Source organism: Desulfomarina profundi (genome assembly GCF_019703855.1).
GTDB classification, from domain to species: Bacteria; Desulfobacterota; Desulfobulbia; order Desulfobulbales; family Desulfocapsaceae; genus Desulfomarina; species Desulfomarina profundi.
This window is the reverse complement of sequence record NZ_AP024086.1, coordinates 1,330,835-1,343,630: the sequence shown is the minus strand read 5'-3', so window position 1 is coordinate 1,343,630 and position 12,796 is coordinate 1,330,835. Positions and strand designations below refer to the sequence as shown.

General features: G+C 44.9%; 14 protein-coding genes. 10 read left to right on the top strand and 4 right to left on the bottom strand.

From position 1 onward, the window contains the following. Positions 1–9: 9 nt before the first annotated feature. The 4 genes from fliD (LO777_RS06250) to LO777_RS06235 are packed head-to-tail and all read left to right on the top strand — an operon-like array spanning position 10 to position 2,403. On the top strand, positions 10–1,149 hold the full coding sequence (gene fliD / locus LO777_RS06250; protein WP_228856674.1) for a flagellar filament capping protein FliD: 1,140 nt from the start codon (positions 10–12) through the stop codon (positions 1,147–1,149). After that, positions 1,074–1,463, top strand: a complete 390-nt coding sequence (gene fliD, locus LO777_RS06245) for a flagellar filament capping protein FliD (RefSeq protein WP_329955724.1) — start codon at positions 1,074–1,076, stop codon at positions 1,461–1,463. Before fliD (LO777_RS06250) ends, fliD (LO777_RS06245) begins: the two co-directional genes overlap by 76 nt. Then, positions 1,463–1,918 (top strand): flagellar export chaperone FliS, encoded by a 456-nt coding sequence (gene fliS / locus LO777_RS06240; protein WP_228856673.1) that lies wholly within the window; start codon positions 1,463–1,465, stop codon positions 1,916–1,918. Before fliD (LO777_RS06245) ends, fliS begins: the two co-directional genes overlap by 1 nt. A 44-nt stretch (positions 1,919–1,962) precedes the next feature. Beyond that, positions 1,963–2,403, top strand: coding sequence for a hypothetical protein (locus LO777_RS06235; RefSeq protein ID WP_228856672.1), 441 nt, complete (start codon positions 1,963–1,965; stop codon positions 2,401–2,403). Positions 2,404–2,467: 64 nt separating this feature from the next. Here the strand turns inward: LO777_RS06235 and LO777_RS06230 are convergent, their stop codons facing one another. After that, positions 2,468–2,788 carry a cupin domain-containing protein gene (locus LO777_RS06230; protein ID WP_228856671.1) on the bottom strand — a complete coding sequence of 107 codons (321 nt, stop codon included), beginning with the start codon at positions 2,786–2,788 and terminating at the stop codon, positions 2,468–2,470. A gap of 380 nt (positions 2,789–3,168) precedes the next feature. On the opposite strand from LO777_RS06230, the gene LO777_RS06225 reads away from it, so the two are divergent. Genes LO777_RS06225 through tilS form a run of 4 tightly spaced genes read left to right on the top strand, consistent with a single transcriptional unit; the run spans position 3,169 to position 6,642 of the window. Continuing rightward, positions 3,169–3,366, top strand: coding sequence for a hypothetical protein (locus LO777_RS06225; protein ID WP_228856670.1), 198 nt, complete (start codon positions 3,169–3,171; stop codon positions 3,364–3,366). Continuing rightward, positions 3,359–4,804 (top strand): UDP-N-acetylmuramate:L-alanyl-gamma-D-glutamyl-meso-diaminopimelate ligase, encoded by a 1,446-nt coding sequence (gene mpl, locus LO777_RS06220; protein ID WP_228856669.1) that lies wholly within the window; start codon positions 3,359–3,361, stop codon positions 4,802–4,804. The genes LO777_RS06225 and mpl overlap by 8 nt, the downstream gene beginning before the upstream one ends. Before the next feature lie 29 nt (positions 4,805–4,833). After that, a complete protein-coding gene (locus tag LO777_RS06215; protein WP_228856668.1) occupies positions 4,834–5,154 on the top strand; it encodes an Hpt domain-containing protein in 321 nt (106 codons plus the stop codon). 9 nt (positions 5,155–5,163) lie between these two features. Continuing rightward, the gene (tilS, locus tag LO777_RS06210; RefSeq protein WP_228856667.1) at positions 5,164–6,642 is read left to right on the top strand and encodes a tRNA lysidine(34) synthetase TilS; all 1,479 of its coding nucleotides are present in this window, start codon (positions 5,164–5,166) and stop codon (positions 6,640–6,642) included. On the opposite strand, the gene selB is transcribed toward tilS, so the two are convergent. The 3 genes from selB to LO777_RS06195 form a co-directional block, all read right to left on the bottom strand. Beyond that, positions 6,639–8,570, bottom strand: coding sequence for a selenocysteine-specific translation elongation factor (gene selB, locus LO777_RS06205; RefSeq protein ID WP_228856666.1), 1,932 nt, complete (start codon positions 8,568–8,570; stop codon positions 6,639–6,641). The two genes, tilS and selB, sit on opposite strands and share 4 nt — an antisense overlap. A gap of 108 nt (positions 8,571–8,678) precedes the next feature. Beyond that, positions 8,679–9,353: an MBL fold metallo-hydrolase gene (locus tag LO777_RS06200; RefSeq protein WP_228856665.1), complete on the bottom strand. Its 675-nt coding sequence runs from the start codon at positions 9,351–9,353 to the stop codon at positions 8,679–8,681. 192 nt (positions 9,354–9,545) lie between these two features. Then, positions 9,546–10,481 (bottom strand): Mrp/NBP35 family ATP-binding protein, encoded by a 936-nt coding sequence (locus tag LO777_RS06195; RefSeq protein WP_228856664.1) that lies wholly within the window; start codon positions 10,479–10,481, stop codon positions 9,546–9,548. Positions 10,482–10,858: 377 nt separating this feature from the next. Here LO777_RS06195 and ftsY point away from each other — a divergent pair, with 377 nt between their 5' ends. Further along, entirely contained in the window at positions 10,859–11,950 is a 1,092-nt protein-coding gene (ftsY, locus tag LO777_RS06190; protein ID WP_228856663.1) for a signal recognition particle-docking protein FtsY, read from the top strand. Positions 11,951–11,964: 14 nt separating this feature from the next. After that, positions 11,965–12,795 (top strand): DnaJ domain-containing protein, encoded by an 831-nt coding sequence (locus LO777_RS06185; protein WP_228856662.1) that lies wholly within the window; start codon positions 11,965–11,967, stop codon positions 12,793–12,795. Position 12,796: the final 1 nt, after the last annotated feature.

The following is a 12,796-nucleotide window of genomic DNA, read 5'->3' as shown; positions in this document are numbered from 1 at the left end:
GGTATTATTATGTCTATCACCTTCAGCGGTCTTGCGACCGGACTGGACACGGACAAGATTGTCAACGATATAATGACTCTCGAACGTGCTCCTCTTGACAGAATTGAGGCAAAAAAAACTTCAGAAACCGAGAGGTTAAATGCCTTTGCGCAGTTTAAGACAAAACTTGATGATCTGAAAACTGCAGTGGGTGATCTCAACATTACCAGTGAGGTGCGGACAACCAAAGTTTCCCTCAGTTCAGAGGATGCATTCACCGCAACGACCACTAGCGGATCTCTCGGAAGCTATAATATTTCTGTTGCACAACTCAGTCAGGTACAGAAAAGCATCACTAACGGTTTCTCCTCTAATTCCGAATCTCTTCTTGGTACCGGATCAATCACCATCAATGGTACTGTAATAACCGTAAACGAGGACAATAATTCTCTCCTTGGCCTTGCAAACTCCATTAATGAAAAGTCGGAGACAACCGGTGTTACCGCAACCATTATTAATGATGGTTCTTCAGGTTCACCATATCATTTGGTTTTTACAGGTAAAGATTCCAGCACGAATTTTACGGTTACCAGCAATCTTGTTGATTCAGGTTCAAACCCCATTGATTTCACCACGACTGATGCCCAGACGGCACAGGAAGCTGTTGTTTTTATTGACGGACTGAAGGTCGTCAGCAACAGCAATACTATCAGTACGGCGATAAGCGGGGTAACCTTGAACCTCAATGAAGTCAGTAAAACAACCCATGACGGCACCCCGGAAGCGGGAGTGGACCCATGGGATTGGGCCGATCCTCCGGTGTACAGCACAACCAAAATGGACATCAAGGCTGACACGGATACCACCAAGGAAAAAATTACTGCTTTTGTCACTGCCTATAATGGTGTTATGGAATGGATAAATTCAGGCTATAAGGAATTTGGTGGATCCCCGGAAGTTCCGGAAAGTACAGAGGAGGATAAAGATCCTCTTCTGGGGGCGGTGCTTCGTGGAGATGCAACAATCAACAGTGTGAAAAGGCAGTTACAGGGTATTCTTACCAGTTCCATAAAAACGGGGGGGAATTTTCAAGTCTGGCAGAACTGGGTATCACCACCAACTCTGATGGAACTCTTACACAGAACAACACAAAACTTGACGATGCCCTGAATAATAATTTTGATGACGTTGTCTACCTCCTGGCCGGAAAAGACGAAACGGACGGCATCATGAAAAATTTCAACAACCTGCTGCTTGACCTGACCAGTGCAACATCCGGCATATACGCCACCAAGAAAAAGGCCAGCAACCAGGCGATGGAAAAATTTGATTACCAGATTGACCAGATGGAGCTCAGGATGACTAAAAGAGAAAAAGCTCTTCGCGCCCAGTTTAATGCCATGGAGCAGATGGTCAGCAAACTGAACGCACAGGGTGATTTTCTGACCCAGCAGATGAATGCGCTTAACGGGATGAAAAAATAATGAATGCCTATATGAACCAATACCAGCAGAACCAGGTTATGACAGCCTCCAGGGAACAGATTCTTATAATGCTGTATGACGGGGCCATCAGATTCTGTCATCAGGCCATTGCCGCCAGTCGTGCAGGAAACATGGAGGAAAAAATTGGCCGCATTGCCAAAATTTTCGCTATTATAACCGAATTTTCAAATTCTCTTGACCACAATATCGGCGGAGAAATAGCTGCAGATCTTGATGGATTGTATCAGTTCATGTTGAGAGAACTGCATAAAGCCAGAAAAGATCCAGGTGAAGAGCATCTGAAAATAGTGGAAGGACTCCTTGTTGACCTTAGACAGACCTGGAGTGAAGCTATAGAAATTACAAAGAATGAACAGAACTCAATTGGTCTTGAAAAACAGGACAAAACAAATGAAATGCAGCATCAGGTAAACCACCTTTCCGCTGCCGGATGACATATTTCATTGCAAAGACACCATACTGATAAGGAAAAATTATAATGTCACAACTCGACAGTCGTTCCTGGTCGGATACATTACAAAAGCTCTTTCAAAGATCAATCGACTATTACTGCAGAATTGATGCAGTTTACCTCAGGATAGGCAACGAACCACCCCACTCGATGCTGAATTCCACGGAAACCTCCATTCATGAGCTCTCACACCTGTTCAGCAAAGTGGAGAATATTGACAGACAGATACAATCACTGATGGAAAATGCATCGATTTCCCAGACAAAAGAGACTGATTCGCTCATACAGTTAAAGAAAAAAGTACTGGAACGAATTTACGACAGAAACAGATTTCTCCACACCAAAGCACAAAATGTGAAATCTCTGCTGCAGCATGAACTCAACACAATGAATACCGGCCATAATGCAATGAGAGGGTACAGATCTCTTTCCTCAGAAAATAAAGGTATTCTTACCGAATCAATTTAACCCCCCACGGGAATTGCTTTGGCTTTCAAATAACGCCACCTGAACTGACAAAAACAGGTGTATTTCAGATCGGAGGTGCAATAGTCACGACTATACGCATATCCGTTTCGGCCCTCACGCCATGGGGTTCTCGTATTTCAGAAATAAGAATATTGCCTGTTTTTGCTGGAATCTCCGCTCCATTCTCACCAAGAAAAAATCCCTGCCCTTCAATAACCTGAATCGAAAGCTCACCATCAAGATCATGTGAATGGACTGGAAAGGTTACCCCCGCCTTGAGATTAAAATTTATGATTTTAAAAAATTCTGAATCTTCCACTAGAAAAAATCGTTTCATGGCCCCTTCAGTAAATTCCCTGGTTGTATTCAAATCAAGTACTTTCATTATTTCTCCCTGAGATCTTTTCGAGGTGTTTAATTTCACCGAATCTGCTTCATTATCAACGACTTTAAACATGTCACACAGGAGCATTTTTATCTTTCACAGCCACGCAGAAATCGGACAAAAAAGCCATTTATGGACAGGCACAAACCCGCATGATAAATTCTGGTTAAACAGTAATCATCATTAACTGTGCAGTCAGGATAAATTATTACACTTAAATACACTCTGCGTTGACCTGGATCAATAAATAGAATAAAACTTACACCGACACTTGAATGGCTGGACAGGTTATTCTTGATTGACGCCTCTGCTGTTACTCTGACGAACTGGCCTTCTTCAAGCAGCAGGGGCGTTGCCAACTCCATGAAAAGAGAAAGAAAATGGCAGCAGAGAAAAAAAACGCAAATTCACCATCCACTGGCAGAGGTGTACCGGAAGAAATGATATTGAAAATATCCAAGGAAATCGCTGTGAAATTCATAGAAGTCGGTCGTATTACCCCCACCAATTTTCCTTCGATCTTTTCTACTATCCACTCAACCATCAGTAATACGGCAGGTAAAAAAGGAAATGATTGAACTTGATTCATCATTGAACAAATGCATTCCCAACGCCCGTCATATCCATATAATGGGAATCTGTGGAACCGGTATGGCCGCTCTTGCCGGAATGCTGCAGCAAAAAGGATTTCATATTACCGGCAGTGACAGTCATGTCTATCCCCCCATGTCTGATTTTCTCAGCAGACTCAACATCACGGTCATGGATGGATATCACCCTGACAACCTGCGACCGGCACCTGACCTCGTTATCGTTGGTAATGTCATTACTGCAAAAAACCCGGAGGCCTGTGGACTGGGCCAAACGACAATCCCTTACCTTTCCTTTCCACAGGCACTCTCACATTTCTTTATCTCCGACAGAACTTCACTTGTGGTGGCAGGAACCCATGGAAAAACGACAACCTGCTCACTCCTTGCCACTGCCTTGCACAGTTGCGGTCTTGACCCGACATTTATGATTGGTGGTATCGTCAGAGAATTCAACAGTAATTTTCGCCTTGGTAACGGTCCCTATTTTGTTGCCGAAGGGGATGAATACGACACCGCTTTTTTTGACAAGGAATCCAAATTTCTCCACTATCAACCCCGGATTGGTGTTATTACCTCCATAGAGTTTGACCATGCAGATATCTTTAAAGACCTGGCTGCTATCAAAAAGGCATTTTTAAAATTCGTGCGCCTGATTCCGGAGGATGGATTGCTCATCGCCAATTTTGATGACCCCAATGTGGTTGAAATTGCAAAAAAAGCGTCCTGTAAAATTGAAGGATACGGACAGACAGACAATCTTACCTGGTCCCTGAAAAACATAAAACCCAGTGGGGGACAGACTCATTTTACAGTCTTTCACGAAGATCAGCCCTATGGGGAAATGTCAGTCAGGCTGCCAGGCAGACATAACTGCATGAACAGTCTGGCTGTTACGGCAGTCATGCACCATCTTGGTATTCAGGCTGGGAGCATACAGCAGGGCCTGAGCAGTTTCAGCGGTGTTAAGCGAAGACAGGAAATACGGGGAATAGAGAAAGGAATAACCGTAATTGATGATTTTGCCCATCACCCTACAGCGGTGAAGGAGACTGTCCAGGCTCTGAAAGATGCCTATGGAGACCGCCGGCTCATAATTGTTTTTGAACCGAGAACAAATTCATCGAGAAGGGCTATTTTCCAAAAGAAATATACCGACTCATTTGACTTTGCCGACATCGTACTGTTGCGGGAACCGGTGCCCCTGAAAAATATTGCACCTGATGAAATGTTCTCATCACAAAAACTTGCTGACGATCTCAAAAATATAAAAGATCTTGATGCAGCAGCATTTGATGATACAGACCAAATTATTGACCGTCTTATGAGCTTTATTCAACCGGGTGATATTATAGCCATTCTTTCAAATGGTGGTTTTGATGATATTCACAACAGGCTGCTCCAGAGGATAAAGGAAACCATGTAGATGATCAATTCGATCTTTCCAGGGAACCAATGAAAGAAAAAATCAGAAAATATCTTTCTGAACAGTTTAACCTGACAGCAGAACAAATAGACACCATGCTGCCTGCTTTTTTAACTACTCTCCATTCTCACCTGATAACTCTTGAAAAATGCGTTGAAGAAAACGACCTGGAACGAATCGGCAAAGCGGCTCATACCATCAAAGGAGCCCTGCTGAACCTTGGGCTTGAACAGAGTGCTGAAATTGCCTACCGTATTGAACAGTCAGGAAAAACAAATGATGAATCAATGGATTATTCACAAACAATCAACATCCTGCGTGAACAACTCAGCTCACTTCTGGATAGTTAATCTGAATCCATGACAACTCAATACAATTTTAAAAAAAAATATCAGCAAAAAAAAAACTATAACCTGCTCAACAGCGTTGAAACCTTTGTCAGGGAGAACAGCTTACTGCATCGACACGACAGGGTTATTGCCGCTGTTTCCGGTGGGGGTGATTCCCTTGCCCTGCTTCACCTGCTCCACTCGCTTGACCTGGACCTGAAACTCCTGGCAGTTTATATCAACCACCAGCTTCGCCCGAAAGAAATCAGACAGGAAATAAATACGGTAAAGAAGGTCTGCAGAACTCTGAATATTCAGTTTGTCAGCAGAACTGTCAATGTTCCTCTTCACATAAAATCAACCGGCTGTTCCCCGGAGGAAGGTGCCAGAATTCTCCGGTACACCGCCCTTGAACAAACCCGTCGGGCATTTAACGGTTCTGCTATTGCCGTTGCCCACACAGCAGATGACCAAGTGGAAGAATTCTTTATCCGACTTATCCGTGGCAGCGGCATGAAAGGATTGTCAGGCATGTCTCCGGTATCGGGAAAAATCGTACGTCCCCTGCTGCTTGAAAAAAAATCAGACCTTCTCCACTATCTCAAAAGCAACAACATCACATTCTGCCTGGACTCCTCAAACCTTGATCCGGTCTTTCTTCGAAACCGGGTTCGATTAGAACTCCTTCCCGGTCTTGAAAAACAATTCAACCCATCCATCAGAACCACAGTCCTGCAGTGCATGGATATTCTCAGAACGGATAACGATTATCTTGAAGAGGTGGCCGACAAGGCATACCAAAAAAGTGTGACAACAGACTCAGACACTCTCAAACTTTCCACTACCCATCTCCAAACCTGCCATCATGCAATAGCAAGAAGGATCCTGGAAAAATGCTTCTGGAAAATGTCCATAAGACCGGATTTTAAAAAAATAGTCACCCTGCTGAATCTTACCCGAACAGGGAACAACGGTGGGGAAATACATCTCAGTGATGGGGTCCGTGTCGAAAAACATCAGAACTTCCTGCTGTTCTCCCGCCCTCTTCCAAAGGGGAAATTACGTGGTTCCCTGGAGCCGCAATCATTTTCTCCGCTGACTGTTCCGCAACCAGGCTCCTATCCGGTACCGGAATTGAACCTCTGCCTTCACCTCCATGAAGACAAGGTGTTTTCAGGGAAAGAAAATACTCTCTATGTTGACATGGAGAGTTTCACCTTTCCCCTTGTATTGCGTCCTCCCCATAAGGGAGAAAAATTCAGACCATTTAACGCACCCGGCAGAAAAAAAATATCAAGGATATTGAGCGAAAGGAAAATTGAACAGAAACGAAGGCCGGGTTTTCCTGTTCTTGCCTCTGTTGAAACCGACAGGATCATTGCCCTGCCTAGCCTGGCAATTGCCCATGAAACACGAATCACTGAAAAAACGACACGGATACTCACCATCAGGCTGGAGCCCACATTCATGGAGAACAATACAGGCCAGGAGGAGGCTGTCCCAGGCTAGCCTTTACGACGTAATACCCGCTTGTCCCCAATTCTCATGGTGACTTTTATCCGGTCAAGGTATTCGAGGATGGGAATTGAGAATTTTCTGGTCAGTCCAGTCAGGGCCTTGAAACGTGGCGCGTCAATCTCTCCATCTCTTTCAATGGCCTCAACCACTGATTCCACCAGCGGATCAAAACGTTCTTTTGAAAAATAAAGCGTTTCACTTATCTTCAGAAGAGTTTCCTGCCGCAGAAGCAACTGTAGAACTTCCTTCACAAGTCCTTCAGGGTACTCGGAAAACCTTGCCATGGTTTCTTTCACCGTGGGCGCAGTCAACCCTTTTTCCCTGTACCACTCGATGATTTCACTCTCCAACTGTTTTTCATCAGCCTTCAGAGCCACCTGATGGTCAGCCATACGGATTGCGGACTCCTCAAGAACCACTACAGATTTTCGCAGTAACTCATTGAGGCAGTAATTAAATACCTTCTGTTCCACCCTTTTTCCAACACTGGATCGGAGTTCCTCTTTCACCAGCCCCACCTGAATAGGATTGTCCCTGTGGTATTGCTGGAGTGTGGAAATAATTGTTTCCTTGATCTTTTCCGCTATATCGCGAATAACATAACGTTGAGTTGATGAATCAACCACAACCATCTTTTTCGTGGAAAGCGGTTCATTCAACGCCTTTTTGAGATGTTTGCCAAAAAGGCCGAGGCGAATACCCAATTCTCCGGCTGTGAGCCCCTTTTCTCCACTCTCTGCCAGAAAGAACAGTGCCTTTTCCTCCACGGTTCCCCCGGCGAGAACCTCGTATAACTGCCTGTTATACTCCCGGTCTTTTTCTGTGAGCCGTTTTCTTTTCCTGAATGGCAGATTGCCTAAAATTTCACCCCCACCAATCGTAAACACAGGTGAATAACTTCTCACCACATAACGATCCTGAGGCCAGACTGCAACCTTTTCTTCAAGCAGCAGCTGGACAATGCTTTCTTCTCCGGGTAGCAGTTCATCTCTGTCCAGAAGAGACACCCTGCCAATTATTTCAGAAGTACCCACATGGACGCGAATCCGTGCCCGATGTTTAAGTGGTTTTGTATTTGAAGCGAGATAAAGTAATTGACAATCGAGCATATAGCCGGGTTCCAGCACTTCAGGTGGCGCCAGAACCATACCGCGCTCAATTTCCGTACTGTCAAGACCCTGGAGATTCACCGCCGTCCTGTGACCGGCCTCCACTTCCTCAACCGGTTCCCCGTGGACCTGAATTCCCCTCACTTTTGCCATACGTTCCGATGGGTAGAGCCGCAGTTCCTCACCAATGGCCGTTCTACCTGAAATGGAAGTGCCGGTAACAACTGAGCCAAAACCTTTCATGGCGAAACTTCTGTCCACCGGAAGTCTGAAAGGACCAAAGCTCTGGGTAAAATTGTGCTGGGTAACAAAATTATCCAGAGTGGTACGAACCTCATCAAGTCCTTCTCCGGTAATGGATGAAACATGGAGAACCGGTGCATCTTCAAGGAAACTGCCCTGACAGAATTCAAATATTTCTTCATCCACCATTTCAAGCCAGTCCGGTTCCACAAGGTCAATTTTGGTCACAATCACCAGAGCACGTCTAACACCCATCAGTCGACAGATTTCGAAATGTTCACGGGTTTGCGGCATTATCCCTTCATCCGCTGCAATTATAAATGCCAGAATATCCATACCGGTTACCCCGGCAACCATATTCTTGACAAATTTTTCATGGCCGGGAACATCGACAATGCCGATACGATGTCCGCAGGGCAGATCAAGAAAGGCGAATCCCAGTTCAATGGTGATCCCCCTCTTTTTCTCCTCTTTCAGACGATCCGTTTCTATCCCGGTCAGAGCCCGGATAAAACTTGTTTTACCATGGTCCACATGACCGGCAGTACCCAGAACTATTTCACGCATAAATAATAATCTCTTCTTTCAAGTTCCCGGAATTTGTCTGAAAACTCAACCGCCACATTTTTTTTTGCCACAGTTGGAATTTTCATTACTCTGCTGTGGGAATGAGCGTTAAAGAAATGGGTTTGAAACCTTTTCTTCACCTATGGTAGAACGACTTCCCCCGTATCCATGTCCAGGCCAGACTATTGTTTCATCCGGCAGTACAAGCAGTTTTGTCCTGATGGAATTGAGCAGTTCTTCATGGGATCCACCAGGAAAGTCAGTCCGTCCAAGTCCCCCGACAAAAAGCGTATCACCTGTAATAACATCAGGACTGTTATACAGACACATACCTCCGGGAGTATGACCGGGCGTATGCATGACTTCCAGTTTCTCTTCGCCAAGCTCTATGATATCACCGTCTTCCACAAGTATGTCCGGTGATGGTGAAGGTTCCATGCCAAGCATTGAGAAATAGTTCTTCACTTCTGGCTTGTCAAAAAACTGTGCGTCGGCTCTATGCATAATTATTTTTGCGCCGGTAGCTTCCTGGATTTTTCGATTGCCGCATACATGATCAGGATGCCCATGGGTAACAATGATATATTCTATGCTGACACCCAAATTTTCTGCTTCAGCCAGAATTTTATCTTCATCTCCACCCGGATCAATTATCGCTGCTTTCTTCGTTTTTTCACAGGAGATAATATAGCAGCAGACGGCCATGGATCCAACTATCATCTGTTTTACTTTCATTGTCTCGGTCTCATCAGAAATTGTATTGAACCTCAATCCTGCAATCATGAAGTCTTCCGAAGATACAGGGCAGCAACGACTCTGACTTATATGCATACTTCAAGCAATTGATAACAATGCGGATTCGGTAATATCGCAGGATTGGGGTTTAAAGTGTTTTGGCAACCGGCAAGCGGGCTCTTGCAGGGAAAGCAAGAACCCGCTGATCCATTCTTCGAAAATTCACAAAAAATGAATATCTCAGGAATGTGAAGCGCAGCTTCCTCCGCAGGCACAACCGGAATCGGTGTCAGCCATCTTCAATACAGTCGGTTGAGCTACAGGTGGAACACGTGTTTCAACAGCGCTTACAACCTCTCCAAATGCCTTGGTGGCTGGACTGTCGGAATCTGAAGAAAGATAAGGCTTTCCATCATCACCTGCCATAACTACCTGGGGATCCATGGGGATTTTCCCGAGAAAAGGCAGTTCAAGCTCTCTGGCCAGTGTCTCTCCACCACCGGATTTAAATATATCAACGGTTTCATTACAGTGCGGGCAGACAAAACCGGACATATTTTCCACAACACCGATTATCTCCATCTTGACGGTCTTGCAGAAATTAATGGATTTCTTCACATCCGCAAGCGCCACTTTCTGTGGCGTTGTCACAACGATGGCCTTGACATTGGGAATTGTCTGAGCGACGGAAAGGGGTTCATCACCTGTCCCCGGAGGAGCATCAATGATGAGATAATCCAGTTCACCCCAGTCCATATCGGCAACGAACTGCCTGATTGCCTGAATCTTCAATGGACCACGCCATATAATTGCTTCATCCCTGTCTCTCATCATATACTCGAGAGAAACAACTTTCAGATTATCGTTATATTTCAGAGGAGGAACCAGCGAGTCAGGGGTTTCAGGTGGCTCAACATTCCCCTTGAGGTCAAGCATGCGGACCACGTCGGGACCGTGAATATCCACGTCCATCAGCCCCACCTGGAAACCACGGGCAGCAAGCCCGAGAGCAAGATTAACAGAAATAGTGGATTTTCCCACTCCACCCTTTCCGCTCATCACAAGGATTTTATTTTTAATCTTGCCTAAGGACCTGGTAATTGCATTTTCCTGCTGGGCAGCCGCAGCCTGTTGCGCCTCATTTGTGCCACAGGAACTTCCACACGATCCGGCCATTTCGATACCTCCTAACACTTTGAATATATAAAGATAGATTTTGATTAACATCTACACGGGCAAAAACCACCACCCGTTCCAAAATTAACATCACTACAGTAATGCCGCTGGAAGGAATTGCAATGATTTTCAGGCACGATCAAAAATTACGATTAAAAGATTTTCTGTTTACCTATACAACTTAACCATGACAATCATGGATGTGATGATGACTTTTTGTTGCTTTCTTTTCCTACTCTACGTAAGATAAAAAATCTTTGTCCACAAAACAGCATCTTTCAAATAAGGGTGCCTTGAATAATTAGAATTTTCGTTCGAAGTCAGGCGAAAAGCAATTTTTCGAGGTGGCTATAACTTTTTAACCAGGAAAAACCCCCATGTTAGGTTGGTTTAAAAAAAAGAAACAGACTCCAGAGAAAACAACTGAAATACCTGAATCAGAGAGCCCGGTCCAGGAAGAAAAACAATCACCGGAACCCGCTCCTGTAGAAACAGTACCCATAAAAGAATCCAGGGAAAATAAAAAGAAAAATCTTTTTTCAAGGCTCAGTGAACGGCTTTCAAAAACAAGATCTACATTCACTTACCAACTGGACACACTTTTTCTTGGAAAAAGAGAAATCGATAATGAACTTCTGGATGATCTTGAAGAGATTCTGATCACTGCCGACCTGGGAGTGGCAACAACCCAGGAGCTGCTTGAACACGCACGCCGCAAGGTCAAACGAAAGGAACTGACCGATCCGGCCGCCCTGAAGGATACCCTCAAGGAGAAAATAAAAGCTTTTATTCTCGACGCCGTGGCTAACGATGAACTGAGAATGCCCGACAAAGGTCCCTTTGTTATTATGGTTATAGGTGTAAACGGCGTCGGCAAAACAACAACCATTGGTAAAATCGCCCATAAATTTCAGCAGTCTGGGCAAAGTGTGATGCTTGTGGCTGCCGACACATTTCGTGCTGCTGCAGTCTCACAACTGCAGATATGGGGAGAGAGAAATAACGTCCCTGTTGTCGCTCATCAGGAAGGAGCTGATCCATCGTCAGTTGTTTTTGATGCCCTGGGTACCGCTGTTTCACAAAATATAGACGTGGTTCTTGTGGATACAGCAGGAAGACTGCACACCCAGGCCAATCTCATGGAAGAGCTGAAAAAAATCAAAAGAGTCATGGGGAAAAAACTTGCCGGTTCACCCCATGAAATCCTTCTGGTAATAGATGCTACCACAGGTCAGAACGGGATAAGCCAGGCGAGGCTGTTTGATGATGCGGTCACCATCACGGGTATGGCTCTGACCAAACTTGATGGAACATCAAAGGGCGGTATCGTCGCCAATATATGTCGTGAAATCAAGGTTCCAATACGATTTATCGGTATCGGTGAACAGATGGACGATTTACGGGATTTTAATGCTGATGAATTCACTGAAGCACTTTTCCAGAGCGACACCAGGACTGTTGACGAATAGAGGAACCATATAAAATGAATTATCAACGACAACAACAGCCCGGTTGCGGTGGTTGCCTCCTTATTGTCCTGCTGCTCGTCTTTGTTTCAGGAGGGGCACCGGCCCTTATCTCTTTTCTCGGTACGCTTATTTATACAGGGCTTGCAGGTGTACTTGTCTTCATCGCCCTTTTCTGGGGTTTTTCCTTCTGGGTGCAGAAAAAAGTCGCCACCTATGAGCAATCCCAGACCGAAAGCCACAGCAGGTTTGTCTGGCTGCTTGTCCATATCCTCATGCATACAGCCAAAATAGATGGCCGGATAACCAAAGAGGAAATCCAGACTATCCATCGGTTTTTCCAATATAATCTCCATTATAACCAGACCAAGATGCTCTGGGTTAAGGAGATTATAAAAGAAGCTACAAATTCCTCACCTTCCCTTGACGCCCTGCTGGAAGAATTCAAAACCACCTTTGCCTACGAACCCAGACTGATCCTGCTGGAACTGGTTTACCAGATTCTCTATACAAAAAGGGATGTTCCTGAAAATGAACTGGCTATCGCCAGACGAATTGCAGCCTTTCTTGAAATTTCTGCATATGACCAACGGACTATTGAAGCAAAATATAAATATGGTAGAGCTTACACTTCATCGCCCCAATCTCCGGATATGTCCGCCCGCCACTATGCAACCCTCGGTTTGCAGCCGGGAGCTTCGAAAGAAGAAATTAAAAAAGCATACCGTAAACTGAGCATGAAGTATCATCCGGATAAAGTTCGGCATCTCGGCGAGGAATTTCAAAAGATTGCCGAGGAAAAGATGAAGGAAATCAACGCGGCACACGATTATCTTGAAAAACTGTAAA